The organism is Pseudomonas sp. LPH60 (assembly GCF_030718165.1).
In the GTDB taxonomy this organism is placed as follows: Bacteria; Pseudomonadota; Gammaproteobacteria; order Pseudomonadales; family Pseudomonadaceae; genus Aquipseudomonas; species Aquipseudomonas danubii.
On the sequence record NZ_JAVAJH010000005.1, the window covers coordinates 482702 to 507798 of the forward strand.

Genomic DNA, 25097 nt, shown 5'->3' on the forward strand with positions numbered 1-25097 from the left:
GCATGCCGCAGACAAAACACCCTTTACTCGACGTTCAGCTGCTGACTGACGCTCATTTGCCGCGATTGGAAGCTCGTCCTCTGGACGCTCATAAGGGGCAATTCGGTCATTTGTTGCTGATCGGTGGCGACCGCGGCTTTGCTGGCGCCGCGTTATTGAGTTCGGAAAGTGCCTTGCGCAGTGGTGCGGGGCTGGTGTCCCTGGCAACTCGCAATGAGCACGTCGCGGCGGCCGCTGCGCGGCTGCCGGAAGTCATGACCCAGGGCACCCATTCGGCCAATCAACTGATGGGGCTGTTGGCGCGGGCCACGGTACTGGTGGTTGGTCCCGGACTGGGGCAGGGCGCCTGGGGGCGCAGCCTGTTGTCGGCAGCGGCCAACGCGCCTTTGCCTCAGGTATGGGATGCCGATGCCTTGAATCTCCTGGCCTTGGGCGGTCTACAACTGCCGGTGGCCAGCGTGATCACCCCCCATCCCGGGGAGGCGGCTCGTCTGCTGGGGATCTCCATCGCCGAGGTTCAGGGTGATCGTCCGGCGGCGGCCCGGGCCTTGAGCGCAAAATACTCGGCGGTTGCCGTGCTCAAGGGGGCTGGCAGCCTGATCGCCAGCCCCGAGGGGCAAGTGGCCCGCTGTGATGGTGGGCATCCGGCGATGGCCACGGCGGGGCTGGGGGACGTGCTCGCAGGATTGATCGGTGCGTTGCTGGCGCAGGGACTGTCGACATTCGATGCGGCTTGCCTGGCGGTCTGGGTACACGCCCGCGCTGGCGAGCAGCAAGGCAAATTGGGCCGAGGGCTGGCGGCCAGTGATCTGATTCCAGCCATTCGTCAGTTGTTGGAGGAGCAGTCACCGTGTCTGAGTTAACCCTTTATCTGGCCGACGAGCAGGCCATGGTGGAATTTGGTGCACGCATTGCTCGCGTCACTCAAGGCGTGGGGGTGATTTTTCTTGAGGGCGATCTGGGGGCGGGCAAAACCACCCTGTCCCGGGGGATCATCCGTGGCCTCGGGCATGACGGGGCGGTAAAAAGTCCGACCTTTACCCTGGTGGAGCCCTACGAGATAGGTTCGGTGCGGGCTTTTCACTTCGACTTGTATCGTCTTGTGGACCCGGAGGAGCTGGAGTTTCTGGGGATTCGTGACTACTTCGAAGGCGATGCACTGTGTCTGTTGGAGTGGCCCCAGCGTGGTGCAGGCTTTTTGCCAAAGCCCGACCTGACCATTACCATTACCCCGCATAACAATGGGCGTTCTGTGCATCTATTGTCTCAAGGCTCGCGAGGCGAGTCCTGGTGTGCCGCTTTGGCGTTGGAATTCAAATAATTGATGGGGTTAGGTATGCGCATTCGCGCGTTGGTTGCTGTCGTAGGACTGTTGCTTACGGCATTGGCCGTCGATGCTGTGGCCGCTACACAGGTTCGCAGCGTCCGCCTGTGGCGGGCACCGGATAACACGCGACTGGTCTTCGACCTGTCCGGTCCGGTTCAGCACAGCGTCTTTACCCTGACGGCCCCGGATCGTCTGGTGATCGATATCAATGGCGCAACCCTCGGCGGTCCACTGAATGTCGCCACGGCCAATACGCCGATCACCGCCATGCGCTCGGCGCAGCGTACCCCCAGTGACCTGCGAGTGGTCATCGACCTGAAAAAGGCCGTTACCCCCAAGAGTTTTACCCTGGCGCCCAACGCCCAGTACGGCAATCGCCTGGTAGTCGACCTGTTCGACAACCCTGCTGATGCCGCACCGCCTGCTGCTCCGCCCCCAGCTGTGGCCACCGTTCCCGCCGTGCCAGTCACGCCTGCGGAGCCCGCGATCAAGCTGCCGCCGGCCCCGGCGGGCAAGCGCGACATCATCGTGGTGATCGACGCCGGTCACGGCGGTGAAGACCCGGGTGCCTCCGGCTCCCGTGGCCAGCATGAGAAAGATGTGGTGCTGGCCATCGCCCGTGAACTGCAGCGCCAGATTAATGGCATCAAGGGGTTCCGTGCCGAGTTGACCCGTACTGGCGACTACTTCATTCCGTTGCGCGGTCGTACCGAGATCGCTCGGAAGAAGGGCGCTGACCTGTTCGTTTCGATCCACGCCGATGCCGCGCCTTCGACCGCAGCCTTTGGCGCCTCGGTATTCGCCCTGTCCGAGCGCGGCGCCACATCGGAAACTGCCCGCTGGCTGGCGGACAGTGAAAACCGCTCTGACCTGATCGGTGGTGCCGGCAACGTCAGCCTGGATGACAAGGACCGGATGCTGGCCGGGGTGCTGCTGGATCTGTCGATGACCGCATCCCTGACCTCCAGCCTCAATGTCGGGCAGAAAGTCCTGAACAACATCGGCCGGGTCACACCGCTGCACAAGCAGCGTGTGGAACAGGCTGGGTTCATGGTGCTCAAGTCCCCGGATATTCCATCGATCCTGGTGGAAACAGGCTTTATCTCCAACTCCAACGAAGCCTCGAAGCTGGCTACTGTCAGCCATCAGCAGGCCTTGGCTCGCTCCATCAGCAGCGGCGTGCGGCAGTTCTTCCAGCAGAACCCGCCACCGGGCACCTATATCGCCTGGCTGCGAGATTCCGGGAAGATTGCCCAGGGGCCTCGCGATCACCGGGTCAACCCGGGGGAAACCCTGGCGATGATCGCGGTGCGCTACCAGGTATCGGCGCCTGCCCTGCGCAGTGCCAACAATCTGAAAAGCGATGAATTGAAAGTGGGGCAGGTTCTGACCATCCCCGGCACTGAATTGGCGGCAAAGGAATGAGTGACTCGGTAATCAGCGGCGCGCGCATCGAGCTGCTCAGTCCGCGCCTGGCTAACCAGATTGCCGCGGGTGAAGTGGTTGAGCGCCCGGCTTCGGTGATCAAGGAGCTGCTGGAAAACAGCCTGGACTCTGGCGCCAAGCGCATTGATGTGGATGTCGAGCAGGCTGGAGTCAAGCTGCTGCGGGTCCGTGATGATGGCAGTGGCATTTCCTCCGACGATCTGCCTCTGGCGCTGGCGCGGCACGCCACCAGCAAGATCCGCGACCTGGAAGACCTCGAGCGGGTGATGAGCCTGGGGTTTCGCGGTGAAGCCCTGGCCTCCATCAGTTCCGTGGCGCGCTTGACCCTGACCTCCCGTACCCGTGATGCCGATCAGGCCTGGCAGGTCGAAACCGAAGGTCGCGACATGGCGCCGCGAGTGCAGCCGGCGGCCCACCCGGTAGGCACCTCGGTGGAAGTGCGTGACTTGTTCTTCAATACTCCAGCCCGACGCAAGTTTCTCAAGGCGGAGAAAACCGAGTTCGATCACCTGCAGGAGGTGATCAAGCGTTTGGCTCTGGCGCGTTTCGACGTGGCCTTCCATTTGCGCCACAACGGCAAGAGCATCCTCAGTCTGCATGAAGCCAAGGATGATGCAGCTCGCGCCCGGCGCGTGGCGGCGGTCTGTGGCTCGGGCTTTTTGGAGCAGGCGCTGCCCATTGAGGTCGAGCGCAACGGTCTCCATCTTTGGGGCTGGGTGGGCTTGCCAACCTTCTCCCGCAGCCAGGCGGACTTGCAGTATTTCTATGTCAACGGTCGTGCGGTACGGGACAAGCTGGTGGCCCACGCGGTGCGTCAGGCCTATCGCGATGTGCTGTTCAATGGCCGGCATCCGACTTTTGTGCTGTTTTTCGAGGTCGATCCCTCGGTGGTCGACGTCAATGTGCACCCGACCAAGCATGAAGTGCGCTTCCGTGATGGGCGTATGGTGCATGACTTCCTTTATGGCACCTTGCACAGGGCTTTGGGCGACGTGCGCCCCGAGGACCAGTTGGCGGCGCCGGCGGCGGTAGCAGGGATTGTGCGGCCAAGCGGTATCGAAGCCGGTGAGTTCGGACCCCAGGGTGAAATGCGTCTGGCCGCGAACCTGGCCCTGGAGCAGCCGCAGTCCCAGCCGAGCTTCAATGCGCCGGGCACCGGTGCTGGTAGTGGCTATCAGTATCAGTACACACCACGGCCCCAGCCAGTGCTGCCGGCTGCGGAGTCCCAGGGAGTCTATCGCGAGTTCTTTGCGCCCTTGCCTGGGGCTGCGGCCACAGCCCTGCCGGAGGGGCAGGAGGATATTCCGCCTTTGGGCTATGCCCTGGCACAGCTCAAGGGCATCTATATCCTTGCGGAAAACGCTCTGGGCCTGGTGCTGGTGGATATGCACGCTGCTCATGAGCGGATCATGTACGAGCGTTTGAAGGTGGCCATGGCCAGCGAAGGCTTGAGTGGCCAGCCGTTGCTGGTGCCGGAATCGATTGCCGTCAGCCAGCGTGAAGCCGATTGCGCGGAAGAGCATGTCGCCTGGTTCCAGCGTCTGGGCTTCGAGTTGCAACGCCTGGGACCTGAGTCTCTGGCGATCCGGCAGATTCCGGCGCTGTTGAAGCAGGCTGAAGCCAATCGACTGGTGCATGATGTGCTTGCTGATTTGATGGAATACGGCACCAGCGACCGAATTCAGGCTCATCTCAATGAACTGCTCGGCACCATGGCCTGCCACGGCGCGATTCGTGCCAACCGGCGCCTGGCCCTGGCGGAAATGAATGGCCTGTTGCGGGATATGGAAAACACCGAGCGCAGCGGCCAGTGCAACCACGGTCGACCGACCTGGACCCAATTGGGTCTGGACGATCTGGACAAACTCTTTTTGCGCGGCCGTTGATGACTCAGCTTCCTCCAGCGATTTTCCTGATGGGCCCGACCGCTGCGGGCAAGACCGACCTGGCCATCGAGCTGACCAAGGTGCTGCCTTGCGAGTTGATCAGTGTCGATTCGGCGCTGGTGTATCGCGGCATGGATATTGGCACCGCCAAGCCCTCCAAGGAGTTATTGGCGCAGTTTCCCCATCGCCTGATCGATATTCTCGACCCTGCCGAAAGCTACTCGGCGGCAGATTTTCGCACCGATGCCCTCGCGGCCATGGCCGATATCACCGCTCGGGGCAAAATTCCGCTGCTGGTGGGGGGCACCATGCTGTATTACAAGGCGCTGCTTGAAGGCCTGGCGGATATGCCGCCAGCAGACCCGCAGGTCCGCGCCGAACTCGAAGACGAGGCTCAACGCCTTGGTTGGCAGGCGCTGCATGATCAACTGGCGGCTGTGGACCCCGAGTCTGCGGCGAGGATTCATCCCAATGATCCTCAACGCCTGACCCGAGCGCTGGAAGTCTATCGGGTCAGCGGTCTGACAATGACCGCTCATCGTCAGCGTCAATTGGCGCAAAGTGCTGAGGCAGGCGCATCGGGACGCGGTCAATTGCCCTATACTGTCGCCAATCTGGCCATCGCTCCGGCGAATCGTCAGGTACTGCACCAGCGTATTGCACAAAGATTCACACAAATGTTGGAACAGGGATTCATTGACGAGGTCGTAGCTCTGCGCTCAAGAAGTGACCTGCATGCCGGGTTGCCGTCTATACGTGCAGTGGGTTACCGCCAAGTCTGGGATCATCTGGATGGCAAGCTGACGTCAGCCGAAATGCAGGAGCGGGGCATCATTGCCACGCGCCAATTGGCGAAACGGCAGTTCACCTGGTTACGCAGTTGGGCTGACCTGCAATGGTTGGACAGCCTGGATTGCGACAATCTGCCACGCGCCTTGAAATACCTAGGGACGATCTCCATATTGAGCTGAGTCCTTGCAATTGCCGTCTATCCTTGGGGGTGTGACGGTTTGAGCTATCTGTTTTCCGATTTTTATTATTGATCCTTAAAGGAGTGCGGCACATGTCAAAAGGGCATTCGCTACAAGACCCTTACTTGAATACATTGCGTAAAGAGAAAGTTGGGGTTTCCATCTATCTGGTTAACGGGATCAAACTGCAAGGCACGATCGAGTCCTTCGACCAGTTCGTTATCCTGCTGAAAAACACCGTCAGCCAAATGGTTTACAAACACGCTATCTCTACAGTGGTTCCAGTTCGCCCAATTCGTCTGCCTAGCGCATCCGAATCCGAACAGGGTGACGCTGAGCCAGGTAACGCCTGATAGGAGTCTCCTTTGTTCTTTGAGCGCCACGGTGGTGGTGAACGGGCCATTCTCGTTCACTTGGATGGTCAGGACCCTGAGGCGCGCGAAGATCCGCAGGAGTTTCAGGAGCTGGCATTATCGGCCGGCGCCGAGACCGTCGCGTTTGTTAGCGTGCCGCGTCATCGGCCAACCGCCAAATACCTGGTTGGCAGCGGCAAGGTCGAGGAATTGCGCGATCTGGTCAAAGCCGAACAGGTAGACCTGGTGATTTTCAATCACATCCTCACGCCCAGTCAGGAACGTAACCTCGAACGTGTATTCGAGTGTCGCGTGATTGATCGCACGGGTCTGATTCTCGATATCTTCGCTCAGCGCGCACGCACTCATGAGGGCAAGCTCCAGGTAGAACTGGCACAGCTTGAGCACATGAGCACGCGATTGGTTCGTGGCTGGACTCACCTTGAACGGCAGAAAGGCGGTATTGGTCTGCGTGGTCCGGGTGAGACTCAGTTGGAAACCGACCGGCGCCTACTGCGCGTGCGTCTGCGGCAGATCAAGGCGCGTCTGGAAAAGGTTCGCAGCCAGCGCGAGCAGGCTCGTCGAGGCCGTAAGCGTGCCGACATTCCTTCAGTTTCGCTGGTGGGCTACACCAACGCTGGCAAGTCCACGTTGTTCAATGCTGTCACCGCGTCCGATGTTTTCGCCGCCGACCAGCTGTTCGCTACCCTCGATCCGACCTTGCGCCGCTTGGAGCTGGATGATCTGGGGCCGATTGTGCTGGCTGATACCGTCGGTTTCATTCGCCACCTGCCGCACAAGCTGGTGGAGGCGTTTCGGGCTACCCTCGAAGAGTCCAGCAACTCCGACTTGCTGCTTCATGTGATCGATGCTCACGAGCCCGAGCGCATGGCCCAGATCGAGCAGGTGATGGTGGTACTGGGTGAGATCGGGGCTCAAGACTTGCCGATCCTGGAGGTCTATAACAAACTCGATTTGCTCGAGGGTGTGGAGCCGCAGATTCAGCGCGATCCCGATGGCAAGCCGCAGCGTGTCTGGTTGTCGGCCCGTGATGGCCAGGGACTTGATCTGCTCAAGCAGGCCATTGCGGAGCTGCTGGGTGAAGATTTGTTCGTAGGCACCTTGCGCTTGCCTCAGCGTTTTGCTCGACTGCGAGCACAGTTTTTCCAGTTGAACGCTGTGCAGAAAGAAGATCACGACGACGAAGGGGTCAGTTTGCTGGCCGTTCGCCTGCCGCGGGCCGAGTTGAACCGGCTGGTCAGTCGCGAAGGTCTGCAACCGTCGGAATTCATCGAGCAACACACTTTGCAATAAAAGCCTGGGCATGCGGTTGTGCCGCTGTAGCAGGCATTCTGTAGCATTGGTCGGCGCGCCGTGGGTGCGTCTTTGCTTTATCAGATGGAGAGCGCTATGGCTTGGAATGAGCCGGGTGGCAACTCGAATAATCAGGACCCTTGGGGTGGTAAGCGCCGCAATAATGGCGATCGCAAGGGGCCACCAGATCTCGACGAGGCCTTCCGTAAGCTGCAGGAAAGCCTGAATGGGTTGTTCGGTGGTGGTAAGAAACGTGGTGATGACGGCGGTAGCTCCGGCAAGGGCGGTGGTTTCGGCTTGCTGGGTATTGGTCTTGTCGTGCTGGCGGCCGTGTGGCTGTACAGCGCGGTTTATGTAGTCGATGAGCAGGAGCAGGCCGTGGTGCTGCGCTTCGGCAAATACTACGAAACCGTCGGCCCGGGTCTGAACATCTACTTCCCGCCGATCGATCGCAAGTACATGGAAAACGTCACGCGTGAGCGTGCCTACACCAAGCAGGGGCAGATGCTCACCGAGGACGAGAACATCGTCGAAGTGCCGCTGACCGTGCAGTACAAGATCAGCAATCTGCAGGACTTCGTGTTGAACGTTGATCAGCCGGAAATCAGTCTGCAGCATGCAACCGACAGCGCCCTGCGCCATGTGGTGGGTTCCACCGCCATGGATCAAGTGTTGACTGAAGGTCGTGAATTGATGGCCAGTGAAATCAAGGAGCGGTTGCAACGCTTCCTCGACAACTACCGCACCGGTATCACCGTGACTCAGGTGAACGTACAGAGCGCAGCTGCACCGCGTGAAGTGCAGGAAGCCTTCGATGACGTGATCCGAGCTCGTGAAGACGAACAGCGTTCGCGCAACCAGGCTGAAACCTACGCCAACGGTGTTGTGCCGGAGGCTCGTGGTCAGGCTCAGCGCATTCTCGAAGATGCCAATGGTTATCGCGACGAAGTGGTATCGCGGGCCAAGGGTGAGGCTGATCGCTTTACCAAGCTGGTTGCCGAGTACCGCAAGGCTCCTGAAGTGACTCGTCAGCGCCTGTACCTGGACACCATGCAGGAAGTCTTCAGCAATACCAGCAAAGTTCTGGTAACCGGCAGCAAAGGCGGGCAGAACAACCTGCTCTACCTGCCGCTGGACAAGATGATCGACAGTGGTCGTAGTGGCGGTGTTCCGGCAACGGGATCAGCGTCTGCGACCAGCAATGAAGCGAATGCGCGCGCCGCTGCGGAGCACATGCAGCAACAGCAGCAGACGCGTTCTAGGGAGAGTCGCTGATGAGCAATAAATCGCTGATCGCCCTGATCGTGGGCGTTGTCGTGGCGGTGGTTGCCTGGAACAGCTTCTACATCGTCGCTCAGACCGAGCGCGCGGTGTTGCTGCAGTTCGGTCGTGTGGTCCAGGCTGATGTCCAGCCTGGCCTGCATGTGAAAGTGCCCTACGTGAACCAGGTGCGTAAGTTTGATGCGCGCCTGATGACCCTGGATGCACCGACACAGCGCTTCCTGACCCTGGAAAAGAAAGCCGTCATGGTGGATGCCTACGCCAAGTGGCGAGTGAAGGATGCTGAGCGCTTCTACACCGCGACTTCCGGTCTCAAGCAAATTGCCGACGAGCGTCTTTCCCGTCGTCTGGAATCGGGCCTGCGTGACCAGTTTGGTAAGCGCACCCTGCATGAAGTGGTTTCCGGTGAGCGTGATGCGCTGATGGCGGATATCACGGCTTCGCTGAACAGGATGGCGGAAAAGGAGCTGGGTATCGAAGTGGTCGATGTCCGGGTCAAGGCCATCGATCTACCGAAGGAAGTGAACCGCAGCGTGTTCGAGCGCATGAGCACCGAGCGTGAGCGTGAGGCTCGCGAGCACCGTGCCAAGGGTAACGAGTTGGCCGAAGGTATTCGTGCTGACGCTGATCGTCAGCGTCGCGTGCTGCTGGCTGAAGCCTATCGCGAGTCTGAAGAGGCGCGCGGTGATGGTGATGCTCAGGCGGCGGCGATCTACGCCAAGGCCTACGGCCAGGACCAGGAGTTCTATGCGTTCTACCGTAGCCTGCGTGCCTACCGTGAAAGCTTTGCAAACAAATCCGACGTCATGGTTCTGGACCCAAGCAGCGACTTCTTCCACTACCTGGAAAAGTCCAAGCCTTGATCAGGCCCTGATCCTTGGGCACCCCGCCGGGCGGCTAAAATGCCTCGCGGGGTGATCCTTTGGGAAAACGGGTGTATGATGCGGCAGCCGGGAAATTCCCGGCTTTTTTGCGTCTGCATCTTTGATTGGCCGTGGCTCGTTCAAGAGCTCGGCAAGATTTTTCGAGGAAAATAGTCTGTACAGCTGATTTCTGGCTGCCTGTCCGGCTGAGCTCGCGTCGGATGCGACTGTTTTCTGCTTCACTCTAAGGCTGGCCCCAGGCTTGCCGCCCGGACCATAGGGGAATGGCGTAATGGCAACGGTAGACCGCTGGCTGCTGCCAGATGGCATCGAAGAAGTATTGCCGCCGGAAGCGGCGCGCATTGAAGTGGCGCGTCGTCAGGTGTTGGATCTGTTTCAGAGTTGGGGTTACGAGTTTGTCGTGACTCCCCATATCGAATACCTGGAATCCCTGCTGACAGGTGCCGGCCAGGACCTGGACCTGCGTACCTTCAAGGTCATCGACCCGCAGTCGGGTCGGCAGATGGGGTTCCGTGCCGACATTACGCCTCAAGTGGCGCGCATCGATGCCCACACCCTGCGTCGCGAAGGGCCGAGCCGCCTGTGCTATGCCGGCAGCGTGCTGCATGCTCAGCCGCGGGCCTTGTCGTCCTCGCGCAGTCCGATCCAGTTGGGCGCCGAGTTGTACGGCGACGCCAGCCCGAGCAGCGACGTTGAGGTCATCAGTCTGATGTTGGCCATGCTGCAGTTGGCCGATGTGCCGGATGTGCACATGGATCTGGGGCATGTGGGCATCTACCGCGGCCTGGCCCAGGCTGCCGGCCTGTCCGGTGCCGTGGAGCAACAATTGTTCGATGCCCTGCAGCGCAAGGCGATCGATGAAGTCATCAGCCTGACCCAGGGCCTGCCTGCCGATCTGGCCGACATGCTGCGCTCCCTGGTGGAGTTGTGTGGTGGCCGCGAAGTATTGGGCGATGCTCGCCGTCGCCTGGCGGGTGCGCCGACCTCGGTGCTACTGGCCCTGGATGAATTGCTGACGATCGCCGAGCGCTTGTCGGTGCGTTTCCCTGACTTACCGTTGTATTTCGATCTGGGCGAGCTGCGGGGCTATCACTACCACACGGGTGTGGTGTTCGCGGTGTTTGTACCGGGCGTGGGTCAATCCATCGCTCAGGGCGGTCGCTACGATGACATCGGCGCGGATTTTGGGCGTGCCCGTCCAGCCACCGGTTTTTCTACCGATTTGAAAACCCTGGTGACCCTGGGGCGTGCTGAGGTCGAGCTGCCGTCTGGTGGTATCTGGATGCCTGACAGCACTGACGCGGCACTCTGGCAGACCGTCTGCCAGTTGCGCAGTGAGGGTCAGCGTGTCGTTCAGGCGTTGCCTGGGCAACCTTTGGCCGCCGCCCGTGAAGCGGACTGCGACCGGCAATTGATTCAGCAGAATGGGCTTTGGCAAGTATTGCCGCTGGCTTCTTGAGTTTTCCTGCCGGCGGCTGCCGGCACCAAGTTTGCGCGAATGAGGACAAGTGTTATGGGTAAGAATGTCGTAGTCCTGGGCACCCAGTGGGGTGATGAGGGCAAAGGCAAGATCGTTGATCTGCTGACCGAACATGCCGCCGCCGTAGTGCGCTACCAAGGTGGCCACAACGCTGGCCACACCCTGGTGATCGACGGTGAGAAGACCGTGCTGCACCTGATTCCGTCCGGCGTGCTGCGCGAAGGCGTGCAGTGCCTGATCGGTAACGGCGTGGTGGTAGCACCGGATGCCTTGATGCGTGAAATCGTCAAGCTGGAAGAGAAAGGCGTGCCGGTGCGTGAGCGTCTGCGCATCAGCCCTTCCTGCCCGCTGATCCTGTCCTATCACGTAGCCCTGGACCAGGCCCGCGAGAAGGCTCGTGGCGAGCAGAAGATCGGTACTACCGGTCGCGGCATCGGCCCGGCTTACGAAGACAAGGTTGCCCGTCGCGGGCTGCGCATCGGTGATCTGTTCCACCGCGAGCGTTTCGCCGCCAAGCTGGGCGAGTTGCTGGACTACCACAACTTCGTGCTGGTCAATTACTACAAAGAGCCTGCCATCGACTTCCAGAAGACGCTGGACGAGTGCATGGAGTACGCCGAGCTGCTCAAGCCGATGATGCTCGACGTCACCGCCGAGCTGCACCAGCTGCGTCGCGCCGGCAAGGACATTATGTTCGAAGGTGCCCAGGGTTCGCTGCTGGACATCGACCACGGCACCTATCCGTATGTCACCAGCTCCAACACCACCGCTGGCGGCATCGCCACCGGTTCGGGCGTGGGCCCGATGTACCTGGACTACATCCTGGGCATCACCAAGGCCTACACCACTCGTGTGGGTTCGGGTCCGTTCCCGACTGAGCTGTTCGATGACGTCGGCGCTTTCCTGGCCAAGCGTGGCCACGAGTTCGGTGCGACTACCGGTCGTGCCCGTCGTTGCGGCTGGTTCGATGCCGTGATCCTGCGTCGCGCCATCGACGTCAACAGCATCTCGGGCCTGTGCCTGACCAAGCTGGACGTACTGGACGGCCTGGAAACCATCAATATCTGTGTTGGCTACAAGAACCAGGATGGTGCAGTCATCGACGCGCCTACCGACGCCGACAGCTACATCGGCCTGGAGCCGGTGTACGAGCAGATGCCGGGCTGGAGCGAATCGACCCTGGGAGCCAAGACCCTGGAAGAGCTGCCTGCCGCTGCTCAGGCCTACATCAAGCGCATCGAAGAGTTGGTCGGCGCGCCGATCGACATTATTTCGACGGGCCCGGACCGCAACGAAACCATCGTTCTGCGTCATCCGTTCGCTTGATAAGTTGTTGATGTAAAAACCAAAGGGCCCTTGATCGGGCCCTTTGTCGTTTCTGCCTGTCGTGCGGCACGACCCTTGCTGTGAAACTCGCTTCTAGAGTGCCATCAGAATAATGGCGCCAAAAGTAGAGGGATTTCCTGTGTCGGCCGTTCTCTCACTGTTACAAAGCCGTTTACTGCGGCCTGTGTTCGTTACTCTCGGTATCGCCCTTTTGGTGCAGGTAGTACTCGCCGTTGCACTGACTCGGAGCACGGTAACTGCCCTGGAGGCCGATCTGGCTGCGCGTTTGGGTGTTGATAGTCAGAAGTTGTCTGGCGAACTCGAGCAGGCGGGCAAGGAAGTCACTTCCAGTCTGGAAAGCCTGTCCAGCAGTACGCGTCAGCGTCTGACGGCGGGGCTGTCTTCGCGTCTAAAGGAGGAGCAGGTCCAACTGCGCGCAGCGCTGGAGAAGGATCTTAAGGACTCCGCCAATGATATGGCCCAGTTGCTGGCCTCTGTGGCGCCTCGTGCCATGTGGGACAGTGATGTGCCGACTCTGTCCGAGTTCGCACGGCGTGCCCAGCGTAACCCCAACGTACTGTTCGTGGTCTATGACGATGCTGCAGGTGAGCATCTGACTCGCTATCTGAATCGTGAGAATCCGATCAACAAGGCCCTGCTGGAAAAGGGCAAGGGCGATCGGGCCTTGGACAAGGTTCTGGATGCCGCCAAGAACGATCCTTCTGTCTACTACCTTGAGGCGTCGATCAATCCTAATGGAGTGGAAATCGGCAAGGTGCTGATGGGGGTGTCCACAGCCTCGGTAGAGGCAGATATCGCCGCCCTGGATCAGCGCTTCGGGGCATTGATCGCCAGCAGTGACCAGTTGGTTGGCGACAGTCTCAAGGGAGCCTCCGCCGACAGTTCGGCGGCCATGCGCTCGCGCTTGCAATCGGCTCAGGCCACTGCCGCGCAGATGCAGGCCAATACCGCAAGCACGGTGCAGGAGGCTGCGGCCACCTTGCGCTGGCAGATCGGTGTTGGCCTGGCGCTGGTGGGTTTGGCCCTGCTGCTGTTGCTGGCGGTAGTGTTGGGGCGGCGAGTGGTGAACAAACTGCATCTGTTGATCACGGCTCTCAACGATCTGGCAGCAGGCGAAGGGGATCTGACCAAGCGCGTGCCTCTCAACAGCAATGATGAGATCGGTGATATGGCCTCGGCGGTGAATCGCTTTGTGGATAAGTTGCAGCCCATTGTGCGCGAAGCGGGCGATGTGGCGCAGCGTACCGGTGTGGAGATTGGGGCTATGAGCCTGCGCAATGCTGGGGCGGATGCAGCGGCTGAGGCGCAGCGTGACGAAGTGGCCGAAAGCTTGCGGGCGCTATCGCAGATGGCTGATGAGGCCCAGGCGGAAAGCCAGGCGATGCAGGCGGCGCTGCAGCAGGTGGTGGAGATCCGTCAGGCCACTGACGAGAACACCCGCACTTCGGAGCAGGTTGGCAGTCTGATCGAAGCCCTGGCCGGGCAGGTGGATACCGGGGCCAAGGTGATCGAGCGCCTGGCTCAGCAGAGCGAGCAGATCGAGGTGGTGCTGACGGTGATTCATGGCATTGCCGAACAGACCAACCTGCTGGCGCTGAATGCGGCGATCGAAGCAGCGCGCGCCGGTGAAACCGGGCGCGGGTTTGCCGTGGTGGCGGATGAGGTGCGAGCCCTGGCCAGCAAGACCCAGAGTTCCACGGGCGATATCCAGGCCCATATCGGCGCGTTGCAACAGGGCGCGCGGGAGGCGGTGGCGGCTATTGGCCAGGCCGGCCGTCAGGCCAGCGAGGGTCTGCTGGTGCTGCGTGACAGTGTCCGCCTGCAGCAGACGGTGCAGTCTTCGGTCGAACAGGTACATGCCGCGATTGGCTTGGCCACCCAGGCTGCGGCGCATCAGGCTCAGGGCGCGCAAGCGGTGCGGGGGCGGGTGGAAACCATTCATGCCCAGGCCGAGCGAGCGGCTCAGGCTGTGGTGGAGACCACCGCCAGCGGCAAGGTACTGGACAGCCTGGCGGCGCAGCTCAAGGCCAGTCTGGGGCAGTTCCGCGCTTGATCTTTCGCTGGCCGGCTGGCTCCTGCGTCACTTTGTAGGAGCCGGCGTGCCGGCGAAGCACTTCTCAACGGCTCAGATACATCCGCGTCGTCAGCAGGTACACCGGCAGCCCAGACACCAGAATCAGCAGTGCTGCAAAAGGTGCCGCGGCCGCAAACTCCACATTCGCGGTATGGGCCCAGACCTCTGTGGCCAGGGTATTCAGCCCGGTCGGGCTGAGCAGCAAGGTTGCAGTCAGCTCTTTCATCGCATCCAGAAACACCAGGGCGAAGGCCGCGCCCAGTGCTGGAAAGATGATCGGCAACGTTACCCGGCAAAAAGCACTGAATGGCGATGCTCCCAGGGTTCTTGCCGCTTCTTCCAGTTGCGGCGCGGCCTTGTTCAGGGCGGTGCGGATGGGCGCCTGTGCCAGGGGCAGGAACAGCAGGGCATAGGCGATCAGTAACAGCGCCGAGGTTTGATACAGCACCGGCACATAGTGCAGGGCGAAGTACACCAGCGTCAGGGCGATCACCAGGCCGGGCAGGGCATGCAACAGGTAGGGCAGACGCTCGGCCCAGATGGCCAGTCGTCCCTTGTGACGCACCACTAGCAGTCCCACAGGAACCGCCAGCGCCAGGCACAGGGCGGCGCCGCCCAGGGACAGTGCCAGGGAGGAAAGCAGTGCTTCGCCGATGGCTGCCACTGGGAAAGCGGCCGATGAACCCACGGCCAGCCAGTAGGCAAGCATGCCCAGGGGAACGCCGCTGCCAATCAAGGCCAGTAGCAGGCAGTAGATTTGTCCGCCTGCGGACCAGCGTCCCAGGCGTACCTGTTCTGCATGTCGCGCTGCACCTTGGCCGGTGCGTACGTGACGCCCCTTGCCACGAACCCGCAGCTCTAGACCCAGCAGTATCAGGCACAGCACCAGCAGTACCGCCGAGAGCATGGCTGCGTTGGCGTTGCTGAACTCCAGCTCGAATTGCTGATAGATCGCCGTGGTGAAGGTTTGCAGGCCGATGATCGACAGGGCGCCGAATTCCACCAGCATGTGCAGGGCAATCAACAGGGCTCCTGCCAGTAACGATGGCCAGAGCAGGGGCAGGGTGATCTTGAAGAACACGCCCCAGCGATTTTGCCCAAGGGTGCGTGCGTACTCCTCGAGGGAGGGGTCAAGATTGCGTAGGGTGGCTGCCACTGGCAGGAACACTAGGGGGTATTTGGACAGGGTCATCACCAGGATCGCACCGCCCAGTCCTTCGAATCCGGCGCTCAGGGACACCCAGGTGAAGCTGCTGATGAAGGCCGGTACGGCGAAGGGCAGGCACAGCACTACGCCCCAGATCCGTCGTCCTGGCAGATCGCTGCGCTCCAGCAGCCAAGCCAGGGATAGGCCGATCATTGCGCAGGCGATGGTGACTCCCAGCATCAGTAGCAAGGTGTTGCTTAGCAGGCGGAATACATAAGGGCGCCACAGCAGGTGCAGCGCTTCGGCCCAGCCGGCTTGCCAGGCCTTGAGCCCGACATACAGCAGAGGCAGCAGGCTCAGGCAAACCAGTAGCAATACCGGCAGCAGCAGCCAGATCGATGGTCGCTTGCGCCTCGGCACGTAAGGCGTGCGCGAGACGGGGGCGCAGAGTGGTGGACTCATCAGTTCAGGCCGACGTCGCGTTCCAGGTCCAGTGCTTCCTCGGCATTTCCGAGGTCGGCCGGGGTTACTTTCGGAGCCTGCAGTTCACTGAATGGCTTGAGGCCGCGATCCGACTCCATGCCTTTATGCAGTGGGTACTCGGCGGTGGTCTGGGTGATCACCCGCTGACCCTCTTCGCTGGCCATATAGGCAAGGAGCTGTTGAGCTTCATTCGGGTGTTTGCTGGACTTGAGCACTGCGGCGCTGGAGACCGTGATCAGGCCGCCAACATCGCCGCCGGTGAAATAGTGCAGCTTCGAGTCCAGTTGACCTTTTTCCCGTTGCAGTGCGAACCAGTAGTAGTTGTTCACCAGGACGGTGGCCACTTCACCGTTTTCCACGGCCTTGAGGGCTACCATGTTATTGCTATAGACCTTGCCGAATGCCCGCAGGCCGGTCAGCCACTCTTCTGCTGCATCCATGCCGTGCAATTTGATGATGGCCACGGCTTGTTCCTGGAAGGCGCCGCTGGTCGGTACGAAACCGACCTTGCCTTGCCATTGTGGCTGGGAGAACTCCATCACCGACTTGGGCAGGTCTTTCTCATTGATCAGTTTCGGGTTGAAAGCCACCACTCGCACTCGAGCGGTGATGCCGATCCAGGTGCCGTTGCTGGCTACGTATTCCTTGGGCAGGACGGCCAGGGTCGCGGCATCGGTCTGGGCAAGCAGGCCTTGTTCGCCCAGTTTGTTCAGGGGCGGCGACTCTTCGGTGTAGATCACATCAGCGGGGGAGCGATCGCCTTCTTCGACGACCTGGCTGGCCAACTGATTGCTGCTGCCCTTGCGCACGTTGACGTGGATGCCGGTCTTGGCTTCGAAGGCCTTGGCAACGGCATCGCCGACTTCCTTGTGCTGGCCGTTATACAGGGTCAGGGAAACTGGATCGGCTGCTTGGGTGAGTGGAGATGCCAGGGTCAATCCCAGCAAAGTGATGGTCAAGCCACGCAGAAGGGATGTTGGAAGGAGGGTATTTCTGAACATCATTCGCAGGTTTCCTCACTGTAGTGCCGCAAAAACTTGTAACAATCATAAACGATATCGTTTCTCATGTGCGCTTTACGGGTACGACGGCGGGGCGATGAGGCGAGGGAATGCCTGGAGGCATAAACGCAAAAACCCGCTTTCGCGGGTTTTTGGGAGACTTGAAAGCGATGCTCTCAAGTTTGAATTGGTGCCCAGAAGAAGACTCGAACTTCCACGACCTTGCGGTCACCAGCACCTGAAGCTGGCGTGTCTACCAATTTCACCATCTGGGCAGTATCGACGTCGTCGCCGTGTCGATGGAGCGCACTATACGGACCGTGTTTTGATCTGTAAACCCCTGTTTTGGTTTTATTAAATCAAACACTTAGAATGCAAAAACCCGCTTTCGCGGGTTTTTGTTTGAGTCTTGAAATTGATCTAATCTCAAGCTCTTGAATTGGTGCCCAGAAGAAGACTCGAACTTCCACGACCTTGCGGTCACCAGCACCTGAAGCTGGCGTGTCTACCAATTTCACCATCTGGGCAGTATCGCTGACGTCTCCGTCGTCGATGGCGCGCACTATACGGAGGCTCTTTTAAGCTGTAAACCCCGATTTCAAAAAAGTTTGAAAAAAGTCTCCGGTGGCAGGCGTGAGGATGTTTCTGAGGCGGCGATGAGGATTTTTCCAGCGTTGTCTGAGCCTGAAATTTCCCGTTTCAATACGCGTATGCCAAACTAACCCGCATATAGACAAGGTGAAATTTATCTAATGGCCGATTGGCAGTCCCTCGATCCCGAGGCCGCTCGTGAAGCGGAAAAATACGAAAACCCTATTCCTAGCCGCGAACTCATCCTCCAGCACCTTGCTGATCGGGGTTCGCCTGCTAGTCGCGAGCAGTTGGTAGAAGAGTTCGGTCTGACCACAGAGGACCAACTTGAAGCTTTGCGCCGCCGCCTACGCGCCATGGAGCGCGACGCTCAACTGATCTACACCCGCCGCGGCACTTATGCGCCGGTGGACAAGCTCGACCTGATCCTCGGTCGTATCAGCGGCCACCGCGACGGCTTCGGCTTTCTGGTGCCGGATGATGGCAGCGACGACCTGTTCATGAGCCCGGCGCAAATGCGCCTGGTATTCGATGGTGACCGCGCCCTGGCCAGAGTTTCCGGCCTGGATCGTCGTGGTCGTCGCGAAGGCGTGATCGTCGAAGTGGTATCTCGTGCCCATGAAAGCATCGTGGGGCGTTACTTTGAAGAGGGCGGTATCGGCTTTGTGGTAGCGGATAACCCGAAGATCCAGCAGGAAGTGCTGGTGACACCGGGGCGTAATGCCAATGCCAAGGTCGGTCAGTTCGTTGAAGTGAAGATTACTCACTGGCCGACGCCGCGCTTCCAGCCACAAGGCGACGTAGTTGAAGTGGTAGGCAACTACATGGCGCCGGGCATGGAAATCGACGTTGCCCTGCGCACCTACGATATTCCCCATGTCTGGCCCGAGGCCGTGCTCAAAGAGGCCGCCAAGCTCAAGCCGGAAGTGGAGGAGAAGGACAAAGAGAAACGCATTGATCTGCGCGACCTGCCTTTTGTCACCATCGATGGTGAAGACGCTCGCGACTTCGACGACGCGGTGTTTTGCGAAGCCAAGCCCGGCAAGCTGCGCCTGTTCGGCGGCGGCTGGAAACTGTACGTGGCCATTGCCGACGTCTCCAGCTACGTGAAGATTGGTTCGGCTCTGGATGCTGAAGCCCAGGTGCGTGGCAACTCGGTGTATTTCCCAGAGCGGGTTATCCCGATGCTGCCTGAGCAGCTTTCCAATGGCCTGTGCTCGCTGAACCCGAAAGTTGATCGCCTGGCCATGGTTTGTGAGATGACCATCTCCAAGTCCGGCGAAATGACCGATTACCAGTTCTATGAAGCGGTGATCCACTCCAAGGCGCGACTGACCTACAACAAGGTCAGCACCATGCTCGAGCAGCCGAAAACCACCGAAGCCAAGCAACTGCGCGGTGAGTACGCGGATGTCGTACCGCACCTTAAGCAATTGTATGCGCTGTACAAGGTCCTGCTCGGTGCTCGTCATACCCGTGGCGCCATCGACTTTGAAACCCAGGAAACCCGGATCATCTTCGGTTCCGAGCGCAAGATCGCCGAAATTCGTCCAACCACGCGCAACGATGCTCACAAACTGATTGAGGAATGCATGCTGGCGGCCAACGTGGCCACCGCCGAGTTCCTCAAGAAGCACGAGATTCCGGCCCTGTACCGGGTGCACGACGGTCCGCCGCCGGAGCGTCTGGAGAAGCTGCGTGCCTTCCTTGGCGAGCTGGGCCTGTCCCTGCATAAAGGCAAGGATGGTCCTACGCCGAAGGACTACCAGGCGCTGCTGGAAACCATCAAGGATCGTCCGGATTACCACCTGATCCAGACCGTGATGCTGCGCTCGCTGAGCCAGGCGGTGTACAGCGCTGATAATCAGGGCCACTTCGGCCTGAATTACGAAGCCTATACCCACTTCACTTCGCCGATCCGTCGTTACCCGGACCTGCTGACCCATCGGGCCATTCGCAGTGTCATCCACTCCAAGCAAGACACGCCGCACGTGCGTCGAGCCGGAGCGATGAGTATTCCGAAAGCGCGTATCTATCCGTACGACGAGGCCATCCTCGAGCAGCTCGGTGAGCAGTGCTCGATGAGTGAGCGTCGCGCCGACGAAGCCACTCGTGACGTGGTGAACTGGCTCAAGTGCGAGTTCATGAAGGATCGCGTCGGCGAATCCTTCCCTGGCGTGATCACCGCGGTCACCGGTTTTGGTCTGTTCGTCGAACTCACCGATATCTACGTCGAAGGCCTGGTGCATGTCACTGCGCTGCCAGGTGACTACTACCACTTCGATCCTGTGCATCACCGCTTGGCGGGCGAGCGCACCGGTCGCAGCTTCCGCTTGGGTGACACCGTGGAAGTGCGGGTCATGCGCGTAGATCTGGACGAGCGCAAAATCGATTTCGAGATGGCCGAAAAGACCATTGCTGCACCTATTGGCCGTAAAAAGCGGGGTGTTGCGGACGTGCCGGCGAGCAAGGCAGTCGAAGAGCCAGCTCCAGCGAAGGCGGGGCGTCGCAGCTCTGCCAAGGAGAAAGCGGTCGAGGCTTACCGTCCGAGCGATGCGGCGGCAAAAAACGCCGAAGTACGCAAAAGTCGTGAAATGAAACAGGCGCTGCTGGCGGGAGCCAAAGGCGGTGGTAAAGCGGCGTCTGGGGGAAAGTCCGGCAAATCGGCTCCGGCCAGAGACAGCGACCGGCCAGCCAAACCGAGCAAACATCGTAAGGGGCCGCCCAAGGCGGGCTCCGCTTCCGGCGCGAAAAGCGGCGGCGCGCGCAAACCTAAGGCCAAGTCATGAGTCAGTTGGAAAAGATCTACGGCGTGCATGCTGTAGAAGCGTTGCTGCGTCACCATCCCAAGCGGGTCAAGCAGATCTGGTTGGCTGAAGGGCGCAGTGACCCACGGGTTCAGGTGCTGGTTGATCTGGCTGCGCAGAACCGTGTGTCGGTCGGCCAGGCCGAGCGTCGTGAGATGGACGCCTGGGTTGAAGGCGTGCATCAGGGGGTGGTGGCGGAAGTCAGCCCAAGCCAGGTGTGGGGCGAAGCCATGCTCGACGAGCTGCTGGATCGCACCGAGGGCGCGCCACTGTTGCTGGTGTTGGATGGTGTGACCGATCCGCACAACCTTGGCGCCTGCCTGCGTACCGCCGATGCGGCGGGTGCCCTGGCGGTGCTGGTGCCCAAGGACAAGTCGGCCACTCTGACCCCGACCGTACGCAAGGTGGCTTGCGGTGCTGCCGAAGTGATTCCGCTGGTGGCGGTGACCAATCTGGCCCGTACCCTGGAAAAGCTTCAGCAGCGCGGCCTGTGGATCGTCGGTACCGCCGGCGAGGCCGAGCAGGAGTTGTACGATCAGGATCTGACCGGCCCGACCATCATCATCATGGGGGCCGAAGGCAAGGGCATGCGTCGCCTGACTCGCGAGCACTGCGACTATCTGGTGCGCCTGCCAATGGCCGGTAGCGTCAGCAGCCTCAACGTCTCCGTGGCCACGGGCGTCTGCCTGTTCGAAGCCATGCGCCAGCGCGGCGCCAAGGCCAAGGCCGTCGCCAAAAAAGCCTGATCTATCCCGTAGGAGCCGGCTTGCCGGCGAACCATGCCCTGCCGTCCATTGCCGGCTCGTTGGCTCCTGCAGGTGATTGTTCAAATAATCACCAATTGCCTTGCGCCGCTGTTCCCCCTTCTCTACAATTGCGCCCCTTGCCGTGACGGCAGGCGCATATGTGCCTACTAACAGGCAAGACACACCAGTGTCATTCACTCCTTGTCTGACCGCTTATAGGCGGCAGGCTACAACCCGTAAGGAGCATTCATGCGTCATTACGAAATCATCTTTTTGGTCCACCCGGATCAAAGCGAGCAAGTCGGCGGCATGGTTGAGCGTTACACCAAGCTGATCGAAGAAGACGGCGGCAAAATCCACCGTCTGGAAGACTGGGGCCGTCGTCAACTGGCCTACGCAATCAACAATGTTCACAAGGCTCACTACGTGATGCTGAACGTTGAGTGCACCGGTAAAGCCCTGGCTGAGCTGGAAGACAACTTCCGTTACAACGATGCTGTGATCCGTAACCTGGTCATCCGTCGCGAAGAAGCCATCACTGGCCAATCCGAGATGCTCAAGGCTGAAGAAAACCGCAGTGAGCGCCGTGAGCGTCGTGACCGTCCTGAGCATGCTGACAGCGCCGATGGCGATGACAGCGACAACAGCGACGCCAGCGATAACGCTGACGAGTAATCCACGGACCTTTTGAGGAGCCAATTACATGGCACGTTTCTTCCGTCGTCGTAAATTCTGCCGCTTCACCGCTGAAGACGTGAAAGAGATCGATTACAAAGATCTCAACACTCTGAAAGCCTACGTATCCGAGACCGGCAAAATCGTTCCAAGCCGCATCACCGGTACCAAAGCTCGTTATCAGCGTCAGCTGGCCACCGCTATCAAGCGCGCCCGCTTCCTGGCCCTGCTGGCCTACACCGACAGCCACGGCCGCTGAGACCGGGCAGTCGACAAGTAGTAAGGGATTGAATGCATGCGCGCCTTAGCTGAGTTCATCATGCGCGGTCGTATGCAGGCCACTCTGGTAGTGGCTGGCTGTTCGGCATTGCCGTTGTTGTATTGGTTGGGTGCTGCCGCGGGGAGCCTGGTGCTTCTGCGGCGCGGGTTGAAGGATGCCCTTGGTGTCCTCGCTCTGGGAATGCTGCCGGCTTTGTTCTGGTGGCTGGCGTTCGATGACCCGCGAGCATTTCTGGTGCTGGTGGGGTCTTCGAGTCTTGCGTTGGTTTTGCGCGCAGGCGAGTCCTGGAGCCGCGTGCTGCTGGTCAGCATAGCGATGGGATTGGTGTTTGCTGGAGTCCTGGGTGCGGCTTTCCGCCCTCAGATCGAAGCGTTGTCGCAGGAATTGATAAAGATCCTGCCGATGGCCTTGGGTGAGGTCTACCAGCAGTTATCGGTTGAAGAGCGAGCTCGTCTTGCCACGCTGATTGCACCGATCCTGACCGGCCTGATAGCGGCCTTGTTGCAAGCCATCAGCGTGCTGAGCCTGATTCTTGGGCGTTACTGGCAGGCTGTGTTGTATAACCCGGGTGGTTTTGGTCGCGAGTTTCGCGCCATCAGAATCCCTCTTGGGCCAGCGATGTTGCTGCTGGCGTGCATGCTGGTGGGGCCGAACTTCGGACCTCAACTGGCCATGCTTACGCCGATGTGCAGTGTCCCGCTGGCTTTTGCCGGGCTGGCCCTGATTCACGGGCTGGTGGCGCAAGGGCGACTGGCCAGATTCTGGCTGGTGGGGTTGTACGTCACGCTGTTGCCATTCATGCAGCTGATCTATCCGTTGCTAGTGGTCCTGGCCATTGTCGACAGTCTGGTTGATTTTCGCGGTCGTTTGGCGCCGAAAGACGCCGATAACGCGAACGGTGAAGGTTAAAAGTTAAGAGGATTTTCACATGCAACTGATCCTTCTGGAAAAAGTCGCCAACCTGGGCAACCTGGGCGACAAAGTGAACGTTAAGGCTGGTTACGGCCGTAACTACCTGCTGCCTTACGGCAAAGCCACCGCTGCTACCGCTGCCAACCTGGCTGCGTTCGAAGAGCGTCGTGCTGAGCTGGAAAAACTGGCTGCAGACCGTAAAGCTTCGGCTGAAAGCCGCGCTGCCCAACTGGCCGAGCTGGAAGTGACCATCACTGCCACCGCCGGTGACGAAGGCAAGCTGTTCGGTTCGATCGGCACCCACGACATCGCTGATGCACTGACCGCCTCCGGCGTTGAAGTTGCAAAAAGCGAAGTTCGTCTGCCGAACGGCACCATCCGCAACGTAGGTGAATTCGACGTAGCCGTGCACCTGCATGCTGAAGTTGAAGCAACCGTACGCGTTGTCGTGGTGGCTGCTTAAGCAGTACCAAATCGTCTGGCACCTTGTGTGGCTGACGGTTAACATCGGGCACGATCCTGTTTACAGGTCGTGCCCTTTGTCTTTCTGCTGATCCTGATTTTCACCCCCGAATTCCAAGTGGCCATGAACGATATTTCCGCTCCCGAGCAATATGATCTGCAAACCGCTGCCCTGAAGGTGCCGCCGCATTCCATCGAGGCCGAACAGGCCGTGCTCGGTGGTCTGATGCTGGACAACAACGCCTGGGAACGCGTGTTGGATCAAGTGTCCGACGGCGATTTCTATCGGCATGACCACCGTTTGATCTTCCGCGCCATCGCCAAGCTGGCCGATCAGAACATGCCCATCGACGTGGTCACCCTGTCCGAGCAGTTGGACAAGGAAGGCCAGACCTCCCAGGTCGGCGGCCTGGGCTATCTCGGCGAGCTGGCCAAGAACACCCCGTCGGTGGCCAACATCAAGGCCTATGCGCAGATCGTTCGCCAGCGGGCGACCCTGCGCCAACTGATCGGCATCAGTACCGAGATCGCTGACAGCGCCTTCAACCCTGAAGGTCGCACCGCCGAAGAGATCCTCGACGAGGCCGAACGGCAGATCTTCCAGATTGCCGAGGCGCGGCCCAAGACCGGCGGTCCGGTGGGCGTCAACGAGTTGCTGACCAAGGCCATCGACCGCATCGACACCCTGTTCAATACCGACAACGCCATCACCGGCCTGTCCACCGGCTACACCGACCTCGACGAGAAGACCAGCGGCCTGCAACCGGCCGACTTGATCATCGTCGCCGGCCGTCCGTCCATGGGTAAGACCACCTTCGCCATGAACCTGGTGGAAAATGCGGTACTGCGCAGCGACAAGGCGGTGTTGGTGTACTCCCTGGAGATGCCAGGCGAATCGCTGATCATGCGTATGCTGTCCTCCCTGGGCCGCATCGACCAGACCAAGGTCCGTTCCGGCCAGCTGGAAGACGACGACTGGCCGCGCCTGACCTCGGCCGTCAACCTGCTCAATGACCGCAAGCTGTTCATCGACGACACCGCGGGTATCAGCCCTTCGGAGATGCGTGCGCGGACCCGTCGCCTGGTGCGTGAGCACGGCGACATCGCGCTGATCATGATCGACTACCTGCAGTTGATGCAGATCCCCGGTTCCAGCGGTGACAACCGGACCAACGAGATTTCCGAGATCTCCCGGTCCCTCAAAGCCCTGGCCAAGGAATTCAACTGCCCGGTGGTGGCCCTGTCCCAGCTCAACCGCTCTCTGGAACAACGCCCCAACAAGCGCCCGGTGAACTCCGACTTGCGGGAATCCGGAGCGATCGAGCAGGACGCCGACGTGATCATGTTCGTGTACCGGGATGAGGTGTATCACCCCGAGACCGAGCACAAGGGCATTGCCGAGATCATCATCGGCAAGCAGCGGAACGGCCCCATCGGCTTTATCCGCCTGGCGTTCATCGGCAAGTACACCCGCTTCGAGAACCTCGCGCCGGGCAGTTACAACTTCGACGACGACGAATAACCCGCCCGTTCGCCGGCAATTCGCTTGCCGGCGCCCAGCTGTAGGTGCCGGCTCGCCGGCGAATCGGGCTGCACCGAATTCCGACCATAATGGTCGGAATTGGTTATT

General features: G+C 60.1%; 21 protein-coding genes and 2 tRNA genes. 19 read left to right on the plus strand and 4 right to left on the minus strand.

From position 1 onward, the window contains the following. Positions 1–2 precede the first annotated feature (2 nt). From Q8O96_RS20680 to Q8O96_RS20735, 12 genes are all read left to right on the plus strand, one after another. Positions 3–863 carry an NAD(P)H-hydrate dehydratase gene (locus Q8O96_RS20680; protein WP_305949315.1) on the plus strand — a complete coding sequence of 287 codons (861 nt, stop codon included), beginning with the start codon at positions 3–5 and terminating at the stop codon, positions 861–863. Beyond that, positions 851–1321, plus strand: coding sequence for a tRNA (adenosine(37)-N6)-threonylcarbamoyltransferase complex ATPase subunit type 1 TsaE (gene tsaE / locus Q8O96_RS20685; protein ID WP_207166986.1), 471 nt, complete (start codon positions 851–853; stop codon positions 1319–1321). Before Q8O96_RS20680 ends, tsaE begins: the two co-directional genes overlap by 13 nt. 3 nt (positions 1322–1324) lie before the next feature. Next, a complete protein-coding gene (locus tag Q8O96_RS20690; RefSeq protein ID WP_205413457.1) occupies positions 1325–2752 on the plus strand; it encodes an N-acetylmuramoyl-L-alanine amidase in 1428 nt (475 codons plus the stop codon). Next, a complete protein-coding gene (mutL, locus tag Q8O96_RS20695; RefSeq protein WP_102862908.1) occupies positions 2749–4659 on the plus strand; it encodes a DNA mismatch repair endonuclease MutL in 1911 nt (636 codons plus the stop codon). Before Q8O96_RS20690 ends, mutL begins: the two co-directional genes overlap by 4 nt. Next, the gene (miaA, locus tag Q8O96_RS20700; RefSeq protein ID WP_102862909.1) at positions 4659–5630 is read left to right on the plus strand and encodes a tRNA (adenosine(37)-N6)-dimethylallyltransferase MiaA; all 972 of its coding nucleotides are present in this window, start codon (positions 4659–4661) and stop codon (positions 5628–5630) included. The genes mutL and miaA overlap by 1 nt, the downstream gene beginning before the upstream one ends. 92 nt (positions 5631–5722) lie before the next feature. Further along, complete coding sequence (hfq, locus tag Q8O96_RS20705; protein ID WP_007921378.1) at positions 5723–5983, plus strand: RNA chaperone Hfq; 261 nt, start codon at positions 5723–5725, stop codon at positions 5981–5983. Between the two features lie 12 nt (positions 5984–5995). Next, positions 5996–7297 (plus strand): ribosome rescue GTPase HflX, encoded by a 1302-nt coding sequence (gene hflX, locus Q8O96_RS20710; RefSeq protein WP_102862910.1) that lies wholly within the window; start codon positions 5996–5998, stop codon positions 7295–7297. Between the two features lie 96 nt (positions 7298–7393). Further along, positions 7394–8572: an FtsH protease activity modulator HflK gene (hflK, locus tag Q8O96_RS20715; RefSeq protein ID WP_102862911.1), complete on the plus strand. Its 1179-nt coding sequence runs from the start codon at positions 7394–7396 to the stop codon at positions 8570–8572. Further along, complete coding sequence (hflC, locus tag Q8O96_RS20720) at positions 8572–9441, plus strand: protease modulator HflC (protein WP_102862912.1); 870 nt, start codon at positions 8572–8574, stop codon at positions 9439–9441. The genes hflK and hflC overlap by 1 nt, the downstream gene beginning before the upstream one ends. Positions 9442–9733: 292 nt before the next feature. After that, positions 9734–10921: an ATP phosphoribosyltransferase regulatory subunit gene (locus tag Q8O96_RS20725; protein ID WP_102862913.1), complete on the plus strand. Its 1188-nt coding sequence runs from the start codon at positions 9734–9736 to the stop codon at positions 10919–10921. A 54-nt stretch (positions 10922–10975) separates the two neighbouring features. Beyond that, positions 10976–12268 (plus strand): adenylosuccinate synthase, encoded by a 1293-nt coding sequence (locus tag Q8O96_RS20730; protein ID WP_047283686.1) that lies wholly within the window; start codon positions 10976–10978, stop codon positions 12266–12268. Between the two features lie 139 nt (positions 12269–12407). Continuing rightward, complete coding sequence (locus tag Q8O96_RS20735) at positions 12408–14342, plus strand: methyl-accepting chemotaxis protein (RefSeq protein WP_102862914.1); 1935 nt, start codon at positions 12408–12410, stop codon at positions 14340–14342. A gap of 64 nt (positions 14343–14406) precedes the next feature. Here the strand turns inward: Q8O96_RS20735 and Q8O96_RS20740 are convergent, their stop codons facing one another. The 4 genes from Q8O96_RS20740 to Q8O96_RS20755 all read right to left on the minus strand — a co-directional run bounded on the left by Q8O96_RS20740 (position 14407) and on the right by Q8O96_RS20755 (position 17521). Next, the gene (locus tag Q8O96_RS20740) at positions 14407–15972 is read right to left on the minus strand and encodes an iron ABC transporter permease (RefSeq protein WP_305949316.1); all 1566 of its coding nucleotides are present in this window, start codon (positions 15970–15972) and stop codon (positions 14407–14409) included. Further along, on the minus strand, positions 15972–16997 hold the full coding sequence (locus tag Q8O96_RS20745; RefSeq protein ID WP_102862916.1) for an extracellular solute-binding protein: 1026 nt from the start codon (positions 16995–16997) through the stop codon (positions 15972–15974). The genes Q8O96_RS20740 and Q8O96_RS20745 overlap by 1 nt, the downstream gene beginning before the upstream one ends. A 185-nt stretch (positions 16998–17182) precedes the next feature. Continuing rightward, a tRNA-Leu gene (locus Q8O96_RS20750) sits at positions 17183–17269 on the minus strand. Between the two features lie 165 nt (positions 17270–17434). Next, positions 17435–17521: transfer RNA gene (locus Q8O96_RS20755), tRNA-Leu, on the minus strand. Between the two features lie 225 nt (positions 17522–17746). Here Q8O96_RS20755 and rnr point away from each other — a divergent pair. From rnr to dnaB, 7 genes are all read left to right on the plus strand, one after another. Next, positions 17747–20374, plus strand: coding sequence for a ribonuclease R (gene rnr / locus Q8O96_RS20760; RefSeq protein ID WP_305949317.1), 2628 nt, complete (start codon positions 17747–17749; stop codon positions 20372–20374). Then, the gene (gene rlmB / locus Q8O96_RS20765; RefSeq protein ID WP_016964328.1) at positions 20371–21138 is read left to right on the plus strand and encodes a 23S rRNA (guanosine(2251)-2'-O)-methyltransferase RlmB; all 768 of its coding nucleotides are present in this window, start codon (positions 20371–20373) and stop codon (positions 21136–21138) included. Before rnr ends, rlmB begins: the two co-directional genes overlap by 4 nt. A 249-nt stretch (positions 21139–21387) precedes the next feature. Then, a complete protein-coding gene (gene rpsF / locus Q8O96_RS20770; RefSeq protein WP_011058949.1) occupies positions 21388–21813 on the plus strand; it encodes a 30S ribosomal protein S6 in 426 nt (141 codons plus the stop codon). 28 nt (positions 21814–21841) lie between these two features. Further along, entirely contained in the window at positions 21842–22072 is a 231-nt protein-coding gene (gene rpsR, locus Q8O96_RS20775; RefSeq protein ID WP_002551829.1) for a 30S ribosomal protein S18, read from the plus strand. Positions 22073–22108: 36 nt separating this feature from the next. Continuing rightward, positions 22109–23002, plus strand: a complete 894-nt coding sequence (locus Q8O96_RS20780) for a hypothetical protein (RefSeq protein ID WP_102862918.1) — start codon at positions 22109–22111, stop codon at positions 23000–23002. A 19-nt stretch (positions 23003–23021) separates the two neighbouring features. Further along, the gene (gene rplI / locus Q8O96_RS20785; protein ID WP_020299422.1) at positions 23022–23468 is read left to right on the plus strand and encodes a 50S ribosomal protein L9; all 447 of its coding nucleotides are present in this window, start codon (positions 23022–23024) and stop codon (positions 23466–23468) included. A 123-nt stretch (positions 23469–23591) separates the two neighbouring features. Then, a complete protein-coding gene (gene dnaB, locus Q8O96_RS20790; protein ID WP_007921486.1) occupies positions 23592–24989 on the plus strand; it encodes a replicative DNA helicase in 1398 nt (465 codons plus the stop codon). Positions 24990–25097: the final 108 nt, after the last annotated feature.

Bases quoted from the DNA above. Each gene is read 5' to 3' on its own strand.
- Q8O96_RS20680 (WP_305949315.1), top strand. From the start codon at position 3: ATGCCGCAGACAAAACACCCTTTACTCGACGTTCAGCTGCTGACTGAC.
- Q8O96_RS20690 (WP_205413457.1), top strand. From the start codon at position 1,325: ATGGGGTTAGGTATGCGCATTCGCGCGTTGGTTGCTGTCGTAGGACTG.
- mutL (WP_102862908.1), top strand. From the start codon at position 2,749: ATGAGTGACTCGGTAATCAGCGGCGCGCGCATCGAGCTGCTCAGTCCG.
- miaA (WP_102862909.1), top strand. From the start codon at position 4,659: ATGACTCAGCTTCCTCCAGCGATTTTCCTGATGGGCCCGACCGCTGCG.
- hfq (WP_007921378.1), top strand. From the start codon at position 5,723: ATGTCAAAAGGGCATTCGCTACAAGACCCTTACTTGAATACATTGCGT.
- hflK (WP_102862911.1), top strand. From the start codon at position 7,394: ATGGCTTGGAATGAGCCGGGTGGCAACTCGAATAATCAGGACCCTTGG.
- hflC (WP_102862912.1), top strand. From the start codon at position 8,572: ATGAGCAATAAATCGCTGATCGCCCTGATCGTGGGCGTTGTCGTGGCG.
- Q8O96_RS20725 (WP_102862913.1), top strand. From the start codon at position 9,734: ATGGCAACGGTAGACCGCTGGCTGCTGCCAGATGGCATCGAAGAAGTA.
- Q8O96_RS20730 (WP_047283686.1), top strand. From the start codon at position 10,976: ATGGGTAAGAATGTCGTAGTCCTGGGCACCCAGTGGGGTGATGAGGGC.
- Q8O96_RS20740 (WP_305949316.1), bottom strand. From the start codon at position 15,972: ATGAGTCCACCACTCTGCGCCCCCGTCTCGCGCACGCCTTACGTGCCG.
- Q8O96_RS20745 (WP_102862916.1), bottom strand. From the start codon at position 16,997: ATGATGTTCAGAAATACCCTCCTTCCAACATCCCTTCTGCGTGGCTTG.
- rnr (WP_305949317.1), top strand. From the start codon at position 17,747: ATGGCCGATTGGCAGTCCCTCGATCCCGAGGCCGCTCGTGAAGCGGAA.
- rlmB (WP_016964328.1), top strand. From the start codon at position 20,371: ATGAGTCAGTTGGAAAAGATCTACGGCGTGCATGCTGTAGAAGCGTTG.
- rpsF (WP_011058949.1), top strand. From the start codon at position 21,388: ATGCGTCATTACGAAATCATCTTTTTGGTCCACCCGGATCAAAGCGAG.
- rpsR (WP_002551829.1), top strand. From the start codon at position 21,842: ATGGCACGTTTCTTCCGTCGTCGTAAATTCTGCCGCTTCACCGCTGAA.
- Q8O96_RS20780 (WP_102862918.1), top strand. From the start codon at position 22,109: ATGCGCGCCTTAGCTGAGTTCATCATGCGCGGTCGTATGCAGGCCACT.
- rplI (WP_020299422.1), top strand. From the start codon at position 23,022: ATGCAACTGATCCTTCTGGAAAAAGTCGCCAACCTGGGCAACCTGGGC.
- dnaB (WP_007921486.1), top strand. From the start codon at position 23,592: ATGAACGATATTTCCGCTCCCGAGCAATATGATCTGCAAACCGCTGCC.